Here is a 19539-nt window from a genome sequence, read left to right as displayed (position 1 = left end):
AAGCGAAAGCGCTGCGCAAGCTCAAGCACCCAAGCCGCTCGCGCAAGCTACGCAGTTTCTTGGATCAGTAAGATAGGGAGGGGCGCGAATGTCTCTTTTTTCGCGCCTTTTCGGCTCTAAACCTTCTGTCGAAGCTAAGCCAACAGCAAAGGTGGTTGAGTACGAAGGCTTTCGTATTACACCCCAACCGATGAAGGAAGCGCAGGGCTTTCGGCTGTGTGCGCTCATCGAAAAAGAAGTGAACGGCGAAAGAAAAAGCCACCAGTTGATCCGCGCCGACACGATTGCTGATTTCGAAACCTGCGCTGATGCGAGCATCGCCAAAGCAAAACAGATGATAGATCAACAAGGCGAACGTCTCCTTTAGCAAATCTGGCTTTGAGCCCTCGTTTTTTACAATCAGCCTGCTAGGCTCATGATGTTATCAAAAGCAATTTAGGACATCATTATGCTTGCAAAACCACTTTTCACATTGCTCGCGCTTAGCCTCGGCAGCATCGCTCAGGCGAGCTGTTTTGACAGTGGAACCCCTTTGTTTCATTGCACTTTTGAGAATGGCAGCAAGACCGCTGATGTCTGTCTTCAGGGCGAGGTGGTTGTCTATAGTTTCGGCAATACAGGCCAAGCCCCAGATATGATCGCCGCCCGCCGCGAGATCGGGGTTGAAATGACGCCTTGGAACGGAATTGGGCGTTCGATCTATGAGGACATGACAATTTACAACAACGTCTATTCCTACATTCTTTCTTATGAAGTGGATCGCAATGTTGAAAGTGCACCCATTTTGGGACGTCTCATTGTTGCAGAAGGCGATTCAGAGATTGCAGATTTTGCTTGCGATAAGGGCAGTGTGACCGAGGCGAATTTCTACCCTTTGTTCGAGGCAAAAGATGTCGCGGGTCAAAAGTACTGCCCCGAAACATTCAGCTGGGGCGCGGGCTGCTGATCGCGAGAAACTANNTGGAGGACGGCACCATGCGTATCATCAAAAAACTCATCACAGTTTTGGCGGTTGTCATCGTGGTCTTGCTCGCTGCGGCTTATTTGTTGCCGCGACAGGTGCAAGTGGCGCGTTCAATTGAAATAAATGCGCCAGCATCCGAAGTCTTTACTCATGTGAATAGCCTCAAGGCGACGGCTGAATGGTCCCCATGGCTGGGGCGCGATCCAGAAATTGCGCTCAATTATGCAGGGCCAGATGTCGGTGTCGGCTCCAAGCTCGAATGGCGCTCCGAGCATCCGCAGGTCGGTAGTGGTAAACAGGAAATCGTTGAGATTGTTGAGAATGAAAAAGTTGTGACAGCCCTCGATTTCGGCGCGCAAGGCACTGCGATGGCCTCGTTCAACCTTGTTGAGGTGGGTGGAAAAACAACCATTACTTGGGATATGGACACAGACATGGGCTCTAATCCTATCGGTCGCTACATGGGTCTCATAATGGATAAATGGGTCGGGGGCGATTATGAAACGGGCCTCGCGCGTCTCAAGTCCTTGATAGAGGGATGATAATTGACGCTGAGTCCCGCGCGCCACACTAGATACTGCGCCTCAAAGAAAGGCCTACCCAAACCCTAGCGGCTGTCCTATAAAACCTGTGGATAAGTGGGGCCAACCCACAGCCAGAGGCAGAGACAGTATAATAAGGGGGACGGCCATGCGCTGCCCATTTTGCGGAAATATTGACACTCAGGTAAAGGACAGCCGTCCTGCTGAGGATCACGTCTCCATCAGGCGTCGGCGCTTTTGCCCCGCTTGTGGCGGACGGTTTACAACGTATGAGCGCGTGCAACTGCGCGATTTGGTAGTGATTAAATCCAACGGTCGTCGCGAAGACTTTGACCGTGATAAACTTGAGCGCTCTATTCGGATCGCATTGCAGAAACGTCCTGTTGAACCTGAGCGTATGGATCAGATGATCTCGGGCATCGTGCGCCGTTTGGAGAGCATGGGCGAAACCGATATCAACTCCAAGCAAATCGGTGAGATCGTCATGGAGGCTCTGGCGCGGATTGACACCGTTGCTTACGTGCGATTTGCCAGTGTTTACAAGAACTTCCAAGCGGCGGATGATTTCGATAAATTCGTTTCGGAGCTGCGTCCGAACGTGACGCCAGAAGAGTGAGCACAAGCGATAAACGCTTTATGAAAATGGCCCTGTCGCTAGCGCGGCGGGGCCTTGGTCGTACGTGGCCTAATCCAGCGGTGGGCTGCGTCATTGTGAACGGCGGGCGCGTCGTTGGGCGTGGCTGGACACAGCCCGGTGGTCGCCCTCATGCTGAGCCTGTAGCGTTGGCGCAAGCAGGCGCGCGTGCTAAGGGCGCAACCGCCTTTGTCACGCTGGAACCTTGCGCGCACTTTGGTAAAACGCCGCCCTGTTCGCAGGCCCTGATCAATTCAGGCATTACGCGCGTTGTCGCGGCGATGGAGGATAGCGATCCGCGTGTGTCTGGTCGCGGTTTCGAGCAGTTGCGTGCGGCAGGTGTCGAGGTGATCACGGGCCTTTGCTCGGATGAAGCCGAGGCGGATAATGCGGGATTTTTTCTTCGAACCGAAATCGGACGCCCGTTTGTTACGTTAAAACTGGCGTTGACGCTTGATGGCCGCATTGCGACCCGAACTGGCGACAGTCAATGGATCACTGGCGCAGAGGCGCGCCGCGCGGTCCATGCGATGCGGGCCAGCCATGATGCGGTGCTTGTTGGGGCAGGGACAGCGCGCGCGGATGATCCGTCCTTGACCGTCCGGGGTTTGGGGATAGGCCATCAACCCGTTCGCGTAATCGCGGCGCAAAGTCTGAATGTGCCTTTGGATGGCACCTTAGCAAAAACCGCGCATGAAACGCCTGTCTGGATGTGTCACAGCGAAGCTGCAAGCCCTGAGCGCCGCGCCGCTTGGGAGGCAGCAGGTGCAGAGCTTTTGCATTGCGAGAGCGGCCCCGTCGGGCTTGATCCGACTTCTTTGCTGAACGCTTTGGGAAGCAAAGGGCTAACGCGTGTCTTCTGTGAAGGCGGCGGGCATCTCGCGGCTTCTTTGCTGCGGGCAGATCTCGTTGACCGCCTTGTGGTGCATAGCGCTGGTGTTGTGATTGGCGGCGATGGCTTAAGCAGCGTAGCTCCAATGGGGCGAGAGGTTTTGGCAGAGGTGTCGCGCATGAAGCTGATGTCTCATCGTCGCCTTGGCGCAGATGTCGAGCATGTTTGGAGCCGCAGCTAGTTTCGCCAAAGATGGGCTTTGCTCGCGAAAACGCCCTGTAATTTGGAAAGCGTTCGATTGAACGGGCCGGGAGAGGGCAGATTGCCCGTCGCGAGCCGCTCCAATGCGACTTCAACTGGGCAGGCGAGTTTGCTGATTGGATCGAAATAACGCGGATAATCGATCAGCGTCGCATGCACCAAGCTTTCTATTGTCACTTTGGTTGAACGCCGCGCAGGGACCGCGCCCAAGTCTGTTGTTAGCCCCCATCCGGCATAAAACGGTGCGCCATGACAGCTGACGGGTTTCCCACGCAAAAGCGCTTCGAAACCTAACAGAGAGGTCATCGTCCAAACTTCATCAATCGCAAGGATCGCAGCGGTTGGATCAACGCCGTGAAGTACACCGTCACACAGGCTTTCAAGTATCTCAGTATCAATTCGCCCTGTGCGTAGTCCTGCTTCAACATCGGGGTGAGGTTTATAAAGGATCACAGCGTCGGGGTTAGAGGCGCGCGCGGCTTGTAGTAGCTCTAGATTGCTCGAAATGGTTTTGGTTCCGGTGAGGATCGAGGCGTCGTCTTCAACTTGCCCCGGAACGAGGATGCGATACCCTTTGGGAAGCTCGCTTAGCCTATCGGTGCCGATATTGTATTTGCTCAAACCCTTCTCAACAAGTGCTTGGATCAACGCTTGGGCGCGTATCGTTTGATCAGGGCGCAGTATCGTGCGCATTCTTATGAGCTCTTCTAAACGGCTGGCGCGGGTCGGGTCATAGTAGATCCCAAGATCATCCAGAACCAACGAGAGCGGTGGGATGAGCTTGGCGCCTAGCCCGCGTGAGCGCAAAAAGCCGTCTTCAACATGCACCGTTTGATTTGTGTGCGGTGCGTTTTTCGCGCTTGCCCAAATCATATGTCTGCGACCGCTGTCGATTTGGGAACTCAGCTTTGCGGGATCATCTTCATATAGAACGGAACGCGCTTGACCAAAAAAGCGTTGGAAAGGCTTACGTTTCCAAAGGCGGATCCCGCTTGCAACCCAGCCTTTGTGATCTTCGCGCCAACTTCGTGATTGCGCATCAAGCGTATCAATCGCCTCTTCCAATTCGCACAAGCGATCTCGGTAGGGGTCATACCATTTGGGATAGAGGATCATTGCCGCGGCAAAGAGTTGCGCGCGGCTTAGTTTACGCTGCCTGCGGGGCACCGGGCGTTCGTCTTGGGTTAAGCCCCAGCCAACGTAGAAGGGCTGACCAAAGACACGTGGCTTATGCCCTGCAAAGATCGCTTCAAACCCGAGCTGCGAAGAAATCGTGTAAACCGCGGCGGCCCCTTCGAGCAGTTTCCAAGGAGAAACAGGCTCGCTGAAGAACCTGACATTCTGATTAACGTCGCTGGCTTTGAAATAGCCCTGACGATGACCCGCAATTATATCTGGATGGGTCTTGATCAGCACGCGTTTGCCTGGATGTTCTTCCTGCGCGAAGACCAGCATCTCCAAAAAGGTCGCACGATCCGCGCCGCTTTTCAAAACAGACGCATCATTCAGCGTTTGATCAAGCACCAGAACGTAACCCGGTTCGGGGCAGGGCGTTGTTGGATCAAACCCAGTGTATTTGGTAAGATGCGCCTCTTGTAGCCTTGCGATGCAGGCCCGCGCACGGTTCATCAAAGCAGTATCATCAAGCGGATGGTTGGTTAGGATGTCTTCTAGATCGGACGGCTGCGCGGGGTCATAATGCATCCCCTTTGCATCAATCGTCAGCCCGAGAGGCGGGGCGCCAGAGCGACCCGACTGGATCGAGCGCAAAAAAGCATCTTCAACGCGGATCACTTGCGCGCTGCGTTTCTGCGCGACCGCCTCGCCACGATGGGCCGTCGGGCTATGGCCCCAGACGCCGATTGAATCCCCGTCTTTTGGCAGTCCTAGACGCAGATCATAACCTGCGAGCTTGAGAATACGGCGAATACGCCGCTCTTTCAGAAAACCACCATTGTAGACGAAAAGCTGCTGGCGAAGGGTGTCGCCAGCAGTCGATTTCGAGGGCTTGGCCCGCATTGGATTAGCCGCCGCTGCCGCTGCCTACGCCAAGCGTTGTGGCTGCTGTGCCAACGCTTCCGACTGCGGCGAGTGATCCGGTAACGGCTGCAATTGCTTTGCTCCACTGAGAGAACGGTGCTTCGGTGACGTACACTGTGTCTTCATCGCGGATCACAAAATCACGCGCTTGGAACATGCCATTGGGTCTGGTGAGATCGAGAACATACACAAAGCGCTGCGCGCCAACGAGGTCATTGCGACCAAGAACGCGGTTTGCAAGTTCGGCGGGCTCATTGCGGAAGACAAACACACCAGTTGGATCAGATGAGGTGCTGACCAAACCGCCAACCTGCGCGAGCGCTTCAACAGCGGACAAGGTCTGGCTTTCAAAGATGACTCGGCTTTGCGTGCCTGTTGCGCCAAGGGCGGTGAAGGAACGTGTATCTTGCTCGACAAGAATGCGATCGCCGCCACGCAGGGCAATGTCCATTGCGGGGTTGTCATAAAGGTCTTGGAACCAGATTTTGCCTTTCTCATTGCCACGGATCACAGTGATCTGTGCAATTTCAGGCTCAATCGCGATACCGCCAGCACGTGCAAGCATAGACGACAGCGTGCGCGTTGGGCGCTCGATCGGGTATACGCCCTGACCGCCAATCGCGCCAACCAAAGAGACCGTCGCACCATCGCCTGCAAGGCGACGCACTTGCACTTGTGGGTCGGGCGTTTGCTCTTCTAGTTTGCGGGTGATTGTGCGGCGGATGGATTCCGGTGAATTGCCAGCCGCGCGAATGCGCCCTGCATATGGAACAAAGATAAAGCCAGCGCCATCAACCTGCACTTCTTCCAGCAGGGTAGAGTTCGCGGTCTCGCCAGCCAAAAGCCCATCATCCACGTTTTCCCAAATGGTCAGACCCAAGGTGTCGCCGGGGCGGATAGTGTCTGATCCAATCTGGCCTGCATTTTGAAACGCTGCGGAAAAGCCCAAGCTTGGAACGACTGATGTCGCTCGCGTTACTCGATCATTGACCGAGACAACAAATGCATCGCCAGATCGTTGAACCGATCCCTCGAAGATTTCGCGTTTATTGGGGCCAACGCGCGGCAATCCGCAAGACGATACCATCGCCACGGCAGCCAACAAGCAGGCGGATTTCGCCCATCTGGATGTAAAGGGTTTCACTGCTCGGTCTCCTCGACCTATTATTCTGCCTCAGACATCTTTTTTAGACGCCTTTTATCTTCTTTTTTGTAAAGCTATAGGAATCCAGAATAAAAAGCTAGCGCTAGGGGTTGTGTCTGTTAATTCACAACACGCAACTGTTGCCTCGGAGCCGCGGTGCCAGAAGACAGCGCTTGGTAGGGGTCTTCACGCGATAACATCATATCCACCACATGGCGCATCAGCTGACGACGTCCACGCGCCGAATAGAAGCCGCCGGGCACTTGGCTTGTTTCAAGCAAATAGCGGCGAAAATCCTTATACGCGCGATTATCAGGACGCTCTGCGGCTTCAAAGAACTGCTGCAGTGGTTGGCTTGAGACAAATTCAGGCTTTGAGTAAACTGCTTTGCCAAAAGTTTTCAAAGGAATACCGCGCCACAGGACCTGTTGGCCAGCTGTCGAGTTCACGGTCACGGCGGTTCGCGTGTCATTTAAGAGTTGTGCGAGTTTGCCACCACGCACAAAGTGTACGCGTTTTGAAACACCATAACGCGCTGCCAGTTCTTTGAGCGAGCGGCGCACAGGCACGCGGCCATCTTCCAGTGGATGGGCCTTAAAGACCAAGTGATGGTGCTGCGGCGCGCCTTTGGCAAAGTCACGGATCACCAATTCGAGGAAATCGGTCATCGTTTCGAAAGGCGAGTGCATCTGGAAAGAGCTATCATGCTCTAACTGCAAGAGCGCCAAGTGGTAGGGAAAACCACCGTTGCGAATACGCAGAGTTGCAATCCGGCGCTCAAGACCAAGCCAAGGCATCAACAACAGCCGCTTTAGATAGAGCTGGAATTCCTTGAGAACGGGTAGGTCACGGTGGGTGCGAAAATTGCGGTAATCTCCGTTTCGGAACATTACAAACCAATGGTAAAGCGCGCCGTAAAAGACGTGTTGGCGCATATCGCCCCAATGGCTCGGAGGCATCGGCGCTTCCATATCAGAGCGTTCGAGCGCGGTTTGCATTTGCGCGACGCTCGTGTCCATCAAGCGTGAGTTCCCGTTCGAGCCGCCTCTTTCGTAGGTGACCCAGAAGGGGCGTAGATAGCCTTCCTCAAACACATGAACCCGCAAACCTAGCGCATTCGCACGTGCGACGGCTTTGGCATGCACGGGACGTGTATCACCATAAAGCACGATATCCGTGATTTCATGTTTCTCGACAAGGCTGTCAAAAGTATCGTCCCAGTCGTCGATCGTTCCACGAAAGGGAATGTAGGTTGACGGCTGAAACCAAAACGCGCGATCGCCTGCGTTAAAGCCGACACGCCACACGCCTGCGCCTGCTTTTTGCATCATCCTTCCCAAGCGATGGAAGAACGGGCCGTGCGGGCCTTGCAAGAACAGAAAATTGGGCTTTTTCGGCGTTGCGGTGGTCATGTCATTCAGTCTACTCATTATTCCAAGTGCAACTTGGCAAAACTATGGGGTCAAATTAAGGCGCAAACGTGCCCGATATTCCCCACAGCAACGTATCAATAAAACAGGAGCCGCGCAAATGTTCACAGGTATCATCACCGACATCGGCGAAGTTGTTGAAACCCAGCAGCGCGGTGATCTGCGCGCGCGTATCAAGACCAGCTACGACACTGGCGGAATTGATATCGGCGCTTCGATCGCTTGTGACGGTGTTTGCTTAACTGTGATAGAGCTTGGGGATGATTACTTTGACGTTGAAATCAGTGCAGAAACCGTTGGTTTGACAAATATCGGCTCAACCAATTGGCCCGCTGGTCGCCGCCTTAACCTTGAGCGCGCTTTGAAAGTTGGCGATGAATTGGGCGGCCATATCGTCTCAGGTCATGTGGATGGTGTCGCGGAAATCATTGCAATGAAGAACGAAGGGGATAGCACGCGCGTGACCCTGCGTGCGCCTGATGCTCTGGCGAGATACATCGCCCCTAAGGGATCCGTCGCTTTGAACGGTACGTCTTTGACCGTGAATGAGGTTGATGGCACCGATTTCGGGATCAACTTTATTCCGCATACCAAAACCGCAACGACTTGGGGCGATGCGAAGGTTGGCGATGCGATTAACCTCGAAATTGATACGCTCGCGCGCTACGTCGCGCGGCTGCAGGAATGGGGCTAATCCCGCACTTCTTTGGTCTCTAAATATCTCGGGGAGTCCATCTTGATGGACGGGGCAGAGCCCCAATCCCCGTTATCACCAGATCATTCCGCTGGAACCTGAAACCCTTCAATCAATTGACGCAGTCCAAAGGCACATCCGGCAAAGATTGAGAGCAGCGTAACAGGCGCGCTGTAACTTAGCAGGCTAAACGCGCTGATGCCTTGTCCAACTGTGCATCCCGACGCAACGACTGCACCAACACCCATCAAGACGGCCCCTAGGATTTGTCGGCGAAGCTCGCGGGGGTCTTCACAGGCCTCCCAGCGAAAATGCCCTTTGATGAGTGATCCGATAAAGGCGCCAACCCAAACACCAACAACCGATCCAACGCCGAAACTTAAGCTAAGCCCTGACGAGAGCATTGTATAAAGGATGGTGTCTCCAACGGGGGCTGAAAACGTGTGCGAGACAACTTCGGTCGCTTCAAATCCTGTGTTCGCTACCCAAGAGCTACCAGCCCATCCACTGACAACCGCGAGTCCGACAATACACGACCAGAACAAGGACTTAGGGGACGTTATTAGCGCGCTACGCCAAGTTGCAGAGATGCAGATTGCCAGGCCAATCACAATCCCCAAGAAAACAGGCGACGTCCCAAAAACAGAACCAAGGCCGTGGGCAATTCCAGAAGGCGTTTCTGCGATTTGATCTGGCGGAAAGGCCCAAACCCGCAGGCTTGCGAAAGGCCCTGAAAGCACAGCGTAGCTGGAAATACCCATAACCAAAACGATAACAAATGAGCGAAGATCGCCGCCGCCAAGGCGCGCGATAGCGCCAAAACCGCAATTGCCAGCGACGGCCATACCGTATCCGAAAACCAGCCCACCAAGGACGCTTGAGATCAATGAAAAGGGCTGTGTTAGGTAAAACGCTTGGCCGGCATCCAAATAGCCAAGTCCTAGCAAGGTGAAGCTTCCGATCACCGCGACGCCTATTGCCAAGCCCCACATGCGTAAACGCACTGTCGAGCCGCCATAAAGCGCATCTTCAATCGCTCCTAGCGTGCAAAAACGGCCAAGCCGGGCTGCGAGGCCAAGAGCAATCCCGCCAAGCGCACCAAAAATGGCAACCAAAGTACTATCGGACGTTAAGAATTCCATGCGTTGCTACTCCCATTGCAATCGACAGAAACAACGCGTGATATTATGCGCGAGCTTTATTCGTCTGTGCAGAACAGCTCGTAAACAGTTTCCAGCATCTTCTTCGGACGGTCATCTGCGAGCTTGTAGTAGATAGTCTTGCCGTCTCTTCGCGGAATGACAAGCCCTTCAAGTCGCAATCGTGAAAGCTGCTGTGAAACAGCGGCTTGGCGCGCGGCCAATAGCTCCTCCAATTCGGTCACGGATTTTTCTCCGCTGACCAAATGGCACAGGATCATCAAGCGTCCCTCATGGCTGATCGCCTTGAGAAAGGCCGAGGCCGATTGCGCATTGGAAACGACTTTGTCGATTTCCGCGTCGCTCATTGTCAGATCTAGAACGGGAAGGCCCATTTCTTAGTCTTTCTTCGTTGTCTCAATTCAAGCTGTCTTCAAAGGTGGTTTCGTCTTTCAGCAGCTGGTTTAGTAGCGGCCAGAAAAAGTCTTCACCCGGATATCCTTCGATACGCCCGACTTCTGCGCCCTTATCCAACAAAATAAAGGTCGGTGTAAAGTTTACTCTTCGCTGGAAGCTGCTACCTTCGGGCGCCCCTAAGGAAATATCACGTCTCAAGAGCGGTGCAAATTTGCCTTCGGCAGTCTTAGGGTAGGCGGGGCCAATGTCATCCAGCCACGCTTCACAGTAGTGACATCCCTTTTGATCAACCATCACAAGTTGCGCCGCAAAGGATGAGGTGGTCGCAGCAATGCTGAGGGCAGTTGCGAGGGAAAAGCGAATGATTTGACGTAACATTGGAAACCTGATTGACGCTGAGTTATCAATCAACATAATTTGAATATGTGAATAATACAAGGAAACCGTCGTGCTCGATATCTCATTTGCAGGTGCGGCTTTTGCTGGCTTGTTGTCTTTTTTTACGCCCTGCATTTTGCCGATGGTTCCTTTTTACCTGAGCTATATGGCGGGCATTTCAATGTCTGAATTGCGCGGGGATGGCGAAATTGCTCCGGGTGCGCAGCGTCGTTTGGTGATTTCTGCGGTTATGTTTGCGTTGGGTGTCAGCACAATTTTCGTTCTCTTGGGGATGGGCGCAACAGCGATCGGGCAAGCATTTGGTGAATGGTTAGAACCCCTTAGCTACGTCGCCGCTGCCGTTTTGTTTGTATTCGGCCTTCATTTCTTGGGCGTTGTAAAAATCGGGTTTCTTTATCGAGAAGCAAAAATTGAAAGCAAAGCCGAGCCGACAACGGTTATCGGTGCCTATATCATGGGGCTCGCTTTTGGATTTGGCTGGACCCCTTGCGTTGGCCCCGCTCTTGCGTCGATTTTGATGATTGCTTCTGGAATGGGCGATATCTGGCGCGGTGGATTGCTTTTGTTGGTTTATGGGCTTGGCATGACAGCGCCCTTTGTCGTTGCCGCGCTATTTGCACGCCCATTCTTGGGTTGGATGGCGCGCAACCGGAAATATTTGGGCCATGTCGAAAAAGTGATGGGGGCGATGCTGATCTTGTTTGCGATTTTAATCGCGACGGGCAGCGTGAATATCATAGCGGACGCCATGATCCGTTGGTTCCCGGTCTTCGGCGGCTTGGGGTAAGTCTGCTCGTGCGGCATTAAGCGTCCGTTAGGAGTTAATAGAATACTGGTTGGAGGAAATGATGATGTTGAGACGATTCTTTTTAACGGCGACGATCGCTGCGGGCTTGGCGATGCCGACGATGGCCGCGACCATCGGGGACGATGGGTTGCATAAGGCCGATTGGATGCGCGATACCTTTAAGGATCTGCGCGAAGATCTGGAAGAAGCCAATGACGAAGGCAAGCGCCTTATGGTCATCTTCGAACAGCGCGGCTGCATATACTGCGCCAAAATGCACAAGGAAGTGTTCTCTGAAGCATCCGTGAGCGATTACATCAACGAGAACTTCTTTGTGGTGCAACTGAACCTTCACGGTGACGTCGAAGTTACGGATTTTGACGGTGAAACATTGCCTGAGAAAGATATGGCAAGAAAGTGGGGGATTCTCTTCACACCGTCGATGATGTTCTTGCCCGAGGAAGTGGCGGAGGATGCTGCAACGCCTCAAGCCGCGGTTGCTGTCATGCCGGGCGCTTTTGGCAAAGGCACAGTGCTGGATATGTTCACATGGGTGAATGAAAAGCGGTATGAACTTGATAATGGGGAAGATTTCCAGCGTTACCATGCGCGCCGAATTCAAGAACGCAGGGATGGGGCGAGCGAATAATTCAATCCAACGCGCAACAATATTGCGTGTCGGGTGCGACAGGTATTCACTTTTGCGAATTTGTTGTTGCGTTCACGATGCGCGGTGAACTACGGTATACCGAACCATACAGATGCAGACATGCAAAGCATGGTCACGACGGGAGGGACTATGAAAACGATTAATAAACTCGCGGCAGCAAGTGTCGCAGGTGTCATTGCTCTATCTAGCGCAAGCTGGGCAGAGATGGTTGCGCCAGCTGACGTCAAGTTTGACGAAGATGGTGCAGTCGCAATGTCACTGACTGGAAAAGCCGGAAACGCCGAAATGGGCGCTAAGGTTGTCGGGTCTAAGAAATTGGGCAACTGCGTTGCGTGTCACGTTGTGGATGCGCTGGCAGAGATTCCATTCCAAGGCGAAATCGGCCCAGCCCTAGATGGTGCTGGTGATCGCTGGAGCGAAGCAGAGCTTCGCGGCATTTTGGCAAACTCGAAAATGACTTTCGAGGGAACGATGATGCCTGCCTATTTCAAGGTGGATGGTTTCATCCGTCCGGGTAACGCTTACACGGGAAAGGCGCCTGATGGCCCGCTGACCCCGCTGCTAAGTGCTGAGCAAATCGAAGATGTGGTCGCGTTTTTGTCCACTCTCAAAGACGAATAAGCGACGAATTTCAAGGAGAAGAACATGGAGTTCTCACGTAGAGATACCCTAGCGATGGGGCTTAGTGCCGCCGCGCTGACGGTACTTCCTTTTCAAGTAAACGCAGCTGGCGCTGATGAGGCGATTTCTGCCTTCACTGGCGGCGCTGATGTGGCTGAGGGTGGTTTGACCCTGACAGCGCCAGAAATTGCGGAAAACGGTAACACCGTTCCGGTTTCTGTGGATGCGCCTGGTGCGGTATCCATTCTGGTTCTTGCCGCTGGCAACCCGACACCGGGTGTTGCGCAGTTCAACTTCGGCCCACTCGCGGCTGAGCAGTCTGCCTCCACACGTATTCGTCTGGCCGGAACGCAGGACGTAGTTGCAGTAGCCAAAATGGCTGACGGAAGCTTTGTTCGCGCAGCTTCGACTGTAAAAGTAACAATCGGCGGCTGCGGCGGCTAACTCAGGAGTTTAAGAATATGGCATCTGGTGTAAAACCCCGCGTCAAAGTCCCTAAAAAGGCAGAAGCTGGCGAAGCGATCACGATCAAAACGCTTATCAGCCACAAAATGGAATCTGGTCAGCGTAAAGATAAAGAGGGCAACAAGATCCCTCGCTCGATCATCAATCGTTTTACCGCTGAATTTAACGGTCAAAGTGTTATCGACGTAACGCTTGAGCCTGCGATCTCAACCAACCCCTACATTCAGTTCGAAGCAACTGTTCCAGAGGCGGGTGAGTTCAAATTCACTTGGTACGATGATGATGGCGACGTCTATGATCAAAGCAAAAAAGTTGCGATTGGCTGATAAAGCTACCAAGCAATAACAGGTAACCCTGCTTCGCTTTACCGGCGGAGCAGGGGAACTGCTAGGGAGGATAAAAATGAACTTTAAAGCTATGACTGCTGTTGCAGCTCTTATGCTAGCACCGACGTTTGCAATTGCCGACGCGGATGATGATACGATGGTTCTCAACGACGACGTTGCGATGGTGACCAAAACTGCTGCGCCTGATCACATCTCTGATGCGCTCGACGAAGTGATGTCCGGTTGGCATTTCCGCTCTGACGAAACACAAGCGATGCAGCTTGATGACTTTGACAACCCAGGCATGGTTTTTGTTGAAGCGGGTCTTGAGACTTGGGAAACTGTTGATGGCAGCGAAGGCAAATCTTGCTCGTCTTGCCACGATGACATGGATTCCATGGCGGGCGTGAAAGCGACATATCCTAAGTGGAATGAAGGCGCTGGCGAAGTTCGTACGCTGCAAATGCAGATGAACGATTGCCGCACCAACCGCATGGGTGCAGAAGCTTGGGGCTACGATAAAGGCCCAGCGATCAACATGGAAGCCGCGCTTTCATCGGTTTCTCGCGGCTTGCCTGTAAACGTTGCGATCGACGGTCCTGCACAATCCATGTGGGAAAAGGGTAAAGAGCTGTATTATGCACGCACTGGTCAGCTAGAACTAAGCTGTGCCAACTGCCACGAAGACAGCTATGGCCTGATGATCCGCGCGGATCACCTGAGCCAGGGCCAGATCAATGGCTTCCCAACGTACCGCTTGAAAAACGCGAAATTGAACGGTGTACATTCCCGTTTCAAAGGCTGCGTTCGCGACACACGCGCTGAAACATACAAGCCAGGTAGCGAAGAATTCGTTGCTCTCGAGCTATATGTTGCAAGTCGCGGTAACGGTTTGAGCATCGAAGGCCCATCCGTCCGTAACTAATCTGAATTGCCCCGCTGACCTTGGATGGAAAGCGGGGTTTTTCACGACTAAATCATTCATAAATGCGCATATGTATGTGCTTTCAAAAAGGCCTACCCACATGATCTCTCGCCGCGATTTTCTGCAAGTCTCAATGGCCGCCTCTGCGCTTTATGGCGCATCTGGCTTTGGTAACTGGGCCCGTCTTGGCGCTCAGCAGGCGATGACGCAGGACAAGCTGCTGGATTTTGATACCTTTGGCAACGTCACGTTGATGCATGTCACAGATATCCACGCGCAGATGAAACCAATCTATTTCCGCGAGCCAGAGATCAACATCGGTGTTGGTAGCAACAAAGGCGCTGTTCCGCACGTAACAGGCGCGGATTTCCGCAAACTATACGGCATTGAGGATGGCAGCCCGTCTGCTTACGCACTGAGCTACAACGATTTTTCTTCTCTCGCGCAGTCCTATGGCAAAGTTGGCGGTTTGGACCGCGTTGCGACGGTTCTGAACTCGATCCGCGCGGATCGCCCTGATGCATTGCTGCTGGATGGCGGCGATACATGGCACGGCAGCTACACATGTTATAAGACCGAAGGTCAGGACATGGTTAACGTGATGAACGCACTGAAGCCTGACGCGATGACATTCCACTGGGAATTCACGCTCGGTTCTGATCGCGTAAACGAGATCGTCGAGAACCTGCCATTTGCAGCGCTCGGTCAGAATATCTTTGATTCTGAGTGGGACGAGCCAACAGATATGTTCCCGCCCTATGAATTCTTCGAGCGGGGCGGCGTGAAGATCGCCGTTATCGGTCAAGCCTTCCCATATATGCCAATCGCCAACCCCGGCTGGATGTTCCCTGAGTATTCCTTCGGCATTCGCGATGAGCGTATGCAGGAAATGGTTGACGAAGTTCGTGCAAAAGGCGCTGAGCTGGTTGTCTGCCTGTCTCACAACGGTTTCGACGTGGACAAGAAAATGGCCGGCGTTGTCAAAGGTATCGACGTTATCCTATCAGGCCACACGCATGATGCATTGCCAGAGCCTGCGTTGGTTGGAGAGACGATCATCATCGCCTCTGGGTCCAACGGCAAATTCGTCTCCCGCATCGACTTGGATGTGCGCGACGGTAAGATGATGGGTTTCCGTCACAAGCTGATCCCGATTTTCTCTGATGTGATTGAGCCTGACAAAGAGGTTGCAGCCCTTATCGACGAGCAGCGCGCACCGTTCAAAGCGGATCTGGAAGAGGTGATCGGTAAGACCGATAGCCTTCTTTATCGCCGTGGCAACTTTAACGGTTCATGGGATGATCTGATCTGCGATGCTCTGATTTCCGAGCGTGAAGCAGACATTGCGATGTCGCCGGGCGTGCGTTGGGGACCAAGCATTCTGCCAGGCCAAGACATCACGCGCGAAGATATCTTCAACGTGACGTCCATGACATACGGCAAGGCCTATCGTTCTGAAATGACTGGTGAATTTATCCATGTCATTCTGGAAGATGTGGCTGATAACCTGTTCAACCCTGATCCTTACTACCAGCAGGGTGGCGATATGGTCCGCATTGGTGGCATGGGCTATCGCATTGATGTGACCAAACCACAGGGCGAGCGCATTACTGAAATGACCTTGCTCAAAACTGGTGAAAAGATTGACCCAAGCAAGACCTATGTGGTCGCGGGATGGGCGTCTGTTAACGAGGGCACCGAAGGTCCACAGATTTGGGATGTGGTCGAAAACCACATTCGCGCACAGGGCACAGTGAAACTGGACCCGAATAATTCCGTCACAGTTGTTGGCGTTTAAAGAAAAACCTAAAACAGGAGCGACAAATGTCTGATGAACATTTGAAAAATGCCTCTCGCCGTAAGTTCTTATCGAGCGCGGCAGCTGTTGGGGCGGGAACCCTAGCAGGCGGAGCGGCACAAGCTGCGGGCGATCCGCTAATCATGGAAACGCAAGAATATGCGTCTGGTCTTGGCGCGGGCGTTGATGAAACACCCTACGGCTTGCCGATCAAATTCGAAGACGATGTGGTCCGCCGCAACGTTGAGTGGTTGACCGCTGACACGATCAGCTCGATCAACTTTACTCCGATCCATGCGCTCGACGGCACAATCACACCGCAGGGCTGCGCATTTGAGCGTCACCACTCTGGCGCGATCGAAATGTCCAAGGACGAGTATCGTCTGATGATCCACGGCCTCGTGGATACGCCGTTGATTTTCACTTATGACGATCTTCAGCGTTTCCCACGTGTTCAAAAGACATTCTTCCTTGAGTGCGCTGCGAACACTGGCATGGAGTGGGCAGGGGCGCAGCTAAACGGCGCGCAATTCACCCACGGCATGATCCACAATATGGAATATACGGGCGTTACCCTGCGCACGTTGCTTGAAGAATCCGGTGTAAAAGCCGAAGGTAAGTGGGTCTATGTTGAAGGCCACGATGCGTCTTCTAACGGTCGCTCGATCCCACTCGAGAAAGCGCTCGATGACTGTATGATCGCCTTCGCTGCTAACGGCGAAGCGCTGCGCATGGAGCATGGTTATCCCGTTCGTTTGGTCGTTCCCGGTTGGGAAGGCAACATGTGGGTCAAGTGGCTGCGCCGTATCGAAGTCACTGAAATCGCTGTGGAAAGCCGCGAAGAGACGTCTAAATACACCGACACTCTCGAAGATGGTACATCCCGCAAGTGGACCTGGGAGATGGACGCAAAATCCGTTGTCACGTCACCAAGCCCACAGTCTCCGATCAAGCATGGCAAAGGCCCGATGGTTATCTCTGGTCTTGCATGGTCTGGACGTGGCTCAATCGTGCGTGTTGACGTCTCAAAAGACGGCGGCAAGTCATGGGAAACAGCGCGCCTTGCAGCGCCTGGCGAAGACATGGCGCTTACACGTTTCTATCTGGACACGGAATGGGACGGGTCTGAGATGCTGCTGCAAAGCCGCGCGATGGACAGCACAGGATATGTGCAGCCGACCAAAGCAGAGCTGCGCGAAGTCCGTGGCTTGAACTCTATTTATCACAACAACTGCATCCAAACTTGGCATGTAAAAGAGAACGGCGAGGCTGAAAATGTCGAAGTTTCTTAAAATCCTAACCCCGTCTCTGGCTGGCGCGGGTCTGACTTTGTCGATGGCCTATGTTCTTGCGGATCAATTTGTTGTTGATATTCCGTCGGTTGCCCCAACGCTTGTGGCTTCTGCGAATGCGGACGAAGCCACGACAGCACCTGCACCTGCAGCGGCAGTGCCTAGCAACGGCCCACTTGGTTTGGGGCGTCAGGCGCTTCCTGAAGAAATCGCAGCTTGGGATCTTGATGTAAGCCCAGACGGAACGGGCCTGCCTGCGGGATCTGGCTCTGCATTTGACGGCGAAGAAGTCTTTGCGGAACACTGCGCAATCTGCCACGGCGATTTCGCGGAAGGCGTTGACAACTGGCCCAAACTTGCTGGCGGTGCAGACACATTGGCGGATGAAGACCCGCTGAAAACGGTTGGCTCTTACTGGCCGCACCTCAGCACTGCTTGGGACTACGTGAACCGCTCAATGCCATTTGGTGCAGCGCAAACGCTAAGCGCGGACGATACATACGCCATTGTCGCTTATATCCTCTATTCCAACGATCTTGTGGATGACGATTTCGTTCTGTCGAACGAGAACTTCCTAGAGGTGGAGTTGCCCAACAAGGACGGGTTCATCATTGATGATCGCGAAACGTCTGAGGCGCATTTCTGGAAAGCGGAGCCTTGCATGAGCGACTGTAAGGAATCTGTAGAAGTCACAATGCGCGCGACTGTTCTCGACGTAACGCCAGAGGAAACAGAAGCAAAAGCCGCTGAAGAAGCCGCTGCGCCTGTGGAAGAAGCAAAAGCAGAGCCTGAAGCAGTTGAAGAAGCTGTTGTTGTTGAAGAAGCACCAAAGGAAGAGGTTGTTGCTGCAGCCGCTGGCTTTGACGCGGACTTGGCGAAAAAGGGCGAGAAGGTCTTTAAAAAGTGCAAAGCCTGCCATCAGGTTGGTGAAGGTGCGAAAAACAAGACTGGTCCACATTTGAACAACGTCATGGGCCGCGCGTTTGGCGGGATCGACGGGTTCAAATACTCCAAGACGATGGCTCAAATGGGCGCAGATGGAGTTGTTTGGAACGAGGAAACGCTTGCAGCGTTCCTTGCGAAGCCAAAGGACTACGTTAAAAAGACAAAGATGTCTTTCAACGGTTTGAAAAAAGAAAAAGATGTTCTCGCGGTTACAGAATATCTTAAATCTGTGAGCCAATAAATGATGCGCGGTTTCTTAACTGCTGTGACAGCTGCCGCAACGCTATTTAGCGTTGCGGCCGTTGCTGATGAAGTGGCGGTGCCTTTGGGCGACGCTGACAAAGGTGCGAAAGTCTTTCGTAAGTGTTCCTCTTGCCACCAAGTGGGACCGGATGCGAAAGATCGCGTTGGCCCTGCGCTTAATGGAATTTTTGGTGCCGCAGCGGGAGCTGCTGAAGGTTTCAAATATTCCAAAGCGTTGCGCCGTGCCGCGGCCGATGGTTTGATTTGGGATTATGAGCATCTTGATGCTTATGTCGAAAACCCCAAAGCACTGGTCACAGGCACCCGAATGAATTTTCGCGGCATTAAGGACGAACAAGATCGTCATGACGTGCTCGCGTACCTGAGACGCTTCTCTGATGATCCGTCCAATATTCCCGAGGCTGAACCGACTGCTCAACACGTAGAAGTCGAATTGCCGCCGGAAATCTTGGCGATTGTCGGGGATCGCGACTATGGCGAATATCTTGCCAGCGAATGCCTGACGTGCCACCAATCTGGCGGCACAGATGACGGTATTCCGGCCATCACTCACTGGCCTGAGGAAGATTTTGTTATCGCCATGCATGCCTACAAACGTAAGCTGCGTCCGCATCCTGTGATGCAGATGATGGCATCGCGTTTGTCGGATGAAGAGATTGCGGCTTTGGCTGCATATTTTAAGGACCTTGAATAACCAAAGGTCCAACTAGGGAGGAACTATCCATGAAACTCAATAGACGTTTGTTTATGGGGACAGGCGCTGCGGCAGCTGCTACAGCGATGTCCGCACCGACTGTACAAGCGGCATCACACGGTCGCCCGAAAGTCGTTGTCATCGGTGGCGGCGCTGGCGGTGCAACCGCTGCGCGTTACCTTGCGAAAGACAGCAAAGGCGAGATCGACGTCACTCTCATCGAGCCTTCACGCACCTATTACACATGCTTCTTCTC

23 protein-coding genes are annotated in these 19539 nt (G+C 53.4%); 17 read left to right on the top strand and 6 right to left on the bottom strand.

The genetic code is table 11. From position 1 onward, the window contains the following. Positions 1 to 88 precede the first annotated feature (88 nt). The 5 genes from ACRBCU_RS16790 (at position 89) to ribD (ending at position 3213) form a co-directional block, all read left to right on the top strand. The gene (locus ACRBCU_RS16790; RefSeq protein ID WP_431366541.1) at positions 89 to 367 is read left to right on the top strand and encodes an HlyU family transcriptional regulator; all 279 of its coding nucleotides are present in this window, start codon (positions 89 to 91) and stop codon (positions 365 to 367) included. Between the two features lie 81 nt (positions 368 to 448). Next, positions 449 to 946, top strand: a complete 498-nt coding sequence (locus tag ACRBCU_RS16785) for a hypothetical protein (protein ID WP_431366540.1) — start codon at positions 449 to 451, stop codon at positions 944 to 946. A 15-nt stretch (positions 947 to 961) separates the two neighbouring features. Continuing rightward, a partial coding sequence (locus ACRBCU_RS16780; RefSeq protein WP_431366539.1) for an SRPBCC family protein occupies positions 962 to 1506 on the top strand: 545 nt, incomplete at its 5' end. Between the two features lie 148 nt (positions 1507 to 1654). Beyond that, the gene (gene nrdR, locus ACRBCU_RS16775) at positions 1655 to 2122 is read left to right on the top strand and encodes a transcriptional regulator NrdR (RefSeq protein WP_431366538.1); all 468 of its coding nucleotides are present in this window, start codon (positions 1655 to 1657) and stop codon (positions 2120 to 2122) included. Positions 2123 to 2142: 20 nt separating this feature from the next. Continuing rightward, the gene (gene ribD / locus ACRBCU_RS16770) at positions 2143 to 3213 is read left to right on the top strand and encodes a bifunctional diaminohydroxyphosphoribosylaminopyrimidine deaminase/5-amino-6-(5-phosphoribosylamino)uracil reductase RibD (protein WP_431366546.1); all 1071 of its coding nucleotides are present in this window, start codon (positions 2143 to 2145) and stop codon (positions 3211 to 3213) included. On the opposite strand, the gene ACRBCU_RS16765 is transcribed toward ribD, so the two are convergent. The 3 genes from ACRBCU_RS16765 to ACRBCU_RS16755 all read right to left on the bottom strand — a co-directional run bounded on the left by ACRBCU_RS16765 (position 3210) and on the right by ACRBCU_RS16755 (position 7829). After that, entirely contained in the window at positions 3210 to 5252 is a 2043-nt protein-coding gene (locus tag ACRBCU_RS16765; protein WP_431366537.1) for a capsular polysaccharide biosynthesis protein, read from the bottom strand. The two genes, ribD and ACRBCU_RS16765, sit on opposite strands and share 4 nt — an antisense overlap. Positions 5253 to 5256: 4 nt before the next feature. Then, complete coding sequence (locus ACRBCU_RS16760; RefSeq protein WP_431366545.1) at positions 5257 to 6360, bottom strand: polysaccharide biosynthesis/export family protein; 1104 nt, start codon at positions 6358 to 6360, stop codon at positions 5257 to 5259. A gap of 176 nt (positions 6361 to 6536) precedes the next feature. Beyond that, positions 6537 to 7829: a capsule biosynthesis protein gene (locus tag ACRBCU_RS16755; RefSeq protein WP_431366544.1), complete on the bottom strand. Its 1293-nt coding sequence runs from the start codon at positions 7827 to 7829 to the stop codon at positions 6537 to 6539. Positions 7830 to 7947: 118 nt separating this feature from the next. Between ACRBCU_RS16755 and ACRBCU_RS16750 the strand changes: the two genes are divergently transcribed. Then, positions 7948 to 8541 (top strand): riboflavin synthase, encoded by a 594-nt coding sequence (locus tag ACRBCU_RS16750; protein WP_431366536.1) that lies wholly within the window; start codon positions 7948 to 7950, stop codon positions 8539 to 8541. An 83-nt stretch (positions 8542 to 8624) separates the two neighbouring features. Here ACRBCU_RS16750 and ACRBCU_RS16745 read toward each other — a convergent pair whose 3' ends face one another. Genes ACRBCU_RS16745 through ACRBCU_RS16735 form a run of 3 tightly spaced genes read right to left on the bottom strand, consistent with a single transcriptional unit; the run spans position 8625 to position 10610 of the window. Next, complete coding sequence (locus ACRBCU_RS16745; protein WP_431366535.1) at positions 8625 to 9683, bottom strand: YeeE/YedE family protein; 1059 nt, start codon at positions 9681 to 9683, stop codon at positions 8625 to 8627. Positions 9684 to 9739: 56 nt separating this feature from the next. Further along, positions 9740 to 10075 (bottom strand): ArsR/SmtB family transcription factor, encoded by a 336-nt coding sequence (locus ACRBCU_RS16740; RefSeq protein WP_431366534.1) that lies wholly within the window; start codon positions 10073 to 10075, stop codon positions 9740 to 9742. A gap of 22 nt (positions 10076 to 10097) precedes the next feature. Then, positions 10098 to 10610 (bottom strand): thioredoxin family protein, encoded by a 513-nt coding sequence (locus ACRBCU_RS16735; RefSeq protein ID WP_431366533.1) that lies wholly within the window; start codon positions 10608 to 10610, stop codon positions 10098 to 10100. On the opposite strand from ACRBCU_RS16735, the gene ACRBCU_RS16730 reads away from it, so the two are divergent. The 11 genes from ACRBCU_RS16730 to ACRBCU_RS16680 all read left to right on the top strand — a co-directional run. Then, a complete protein-coding gene (locus ACRBCU_RS16730) occupies positions 10546 to 11283 on the top strand; it encodes a cytochrome c biogenesis CcdA family protein (protein ID WP_431366532.1) in 738 nt (245 codons plus the stop codon). The genes ACRBCU_RS16735 and ACRBCU_RS16730 overlap by 65 nt on opposite strands. Before the next feature lie 112 nt (positions 11284 to 11395). Then, positions 11396 to 11932 (top strand): thioredoxin family protein, encoded by a 537-nt coding sequence (locus ACRBCU_RS16725; RefSeq protein ID WP_431366543.1) that lies wholly within the window; start codon positions 11396 to 11398, stop codon positions 11930 to 11932. Positions 11933 to 12082: 150 nt separating this feature from the next. After that, on the top strand, positions 12083 to 12574 hold the full coding sequence (soxX, locus tag ACRBCU_RS16720; protein ID WP_431366531.1) for a sulfur oxidation c-type cytochrome SoxX: 492 nt from the start codon (positions 12083 to 12085) through the stop codon (positions 12572 to 12574). 24 nt (positions 12575 to 12598) lie between these two features. Then, the gene (soxY, locus tag ACRBCU_RS16715; RefSeq protein ID WP_431366530.1) at positions 12599 to 13018 is read left to right on the top strand and encodes a thiosulfate oxidation carrier protein SoxY; all 420 of its coding nucleotides are present in this window, start codon (positions 12599 to 12601) and stop codon (positions 13016 to 13018) included. A 17-nt stretch (positions 13019 to 13035) separates the two neighbouring features. Continuing rightward, positions 13036 to 13365, top strand: a complete 330-nt coding sequence (gene soxZ / locus ACRBCU_RS16710) for a thiosulfate oxidation carrier complex protein SoxZ (protein WP_431366529.1) — start codon at positions 13036 to 13038, stop codon at positions 13363 to 13365. Positions 13366 to 13441: 76 nt separating this feature from the next. After that, positions 13442 to 14290, top strand: coding sequence for a sulfur oxidation c-type cytochrome SoxA (gene soxA / locus ACRBCU_RS16705; RefSeq protein WP_431366528.1), 849 nt, complete (start codon positions 13442 to 13444; stop codon positions 14288 to 14290). Between the two features lie 100 nt (positions 14291 to 14390). Then, positions 14391 to 16088: a thiosulfohydrolase SoxB gene (gene soxB / locus ACRBCU_RS16700; protein ID WP_431366527.1), complete on the top strand. Its 1698-nt coding sequence runs from the start codon at positions 14391 to 14393 to the stop codon at positions 16086 to 16088. Between the two features lie 26 nt (positions 16089 to 16114). Beyond that, positions 16115 to 17380: a sulfite dehydrogenase gene (gene soxC / locus ACRBCU_RS16695; protein ID WP_431366526.1), complete on the top strand. Its 1266-nt coding sequence runs from the start codon at positions 16115 to 16117 to the stop codon at positions 17378 to 17380. After that, positions 17364 to 18566 carry a c-type cytochrome gene (locus ACRBCU_RS16690; RefSeq protein ID WP_431366525.1) on the top strand — a complete coding sequence of 401 codons (1203 nt, stop codon included), beginning with the start codon at positions 17364 to 17366 and terminating at the stop codon, positions 18564 to 18566. The genes soxC and ACRBCU_RS16690 overlap by 17 nt, the downstream gene beginning before the upstream one ends. Before the next feature lie 3 nt (positions 18567 to 18569). After that, the gene (locus ACRBCU_RS16685; protein WP_431366542.1) at positions 18570 to 19283 is read left to right on the top strand and encodes a c-type cytochrome; all 714 of its coding nucleotides are present in this window, start codon (positions 18570 to 18572) and stop codon (positions 19281 to 19283) included. A gap of 29 nt (positions 19284 to 19312) precedes the next feature. Continuing rightward, on the top strand, positions 19313 to 19539 hold a 227-nt coding region (locus tag ACRBCU_RS16680; RefSeq protein ID WP_431366524.1), incomplete at its 3' end, for an FAD-dependent oxidoreductase.

The sequence above is a fragment of the Planktotalea sp. genome, assembly GCF_050633725.1.
Lineage (GTDB): Bacteria > Pseudomonadota > Alphaproteobacteria > Rhodobacterales > Rhodobacteraceae > Planktotalea.
The sequence above is the reverse complement of the archived record's forward strand: the minus strand, read 5'-3'. Positions and strand labels throughout refer to the sequence as shown.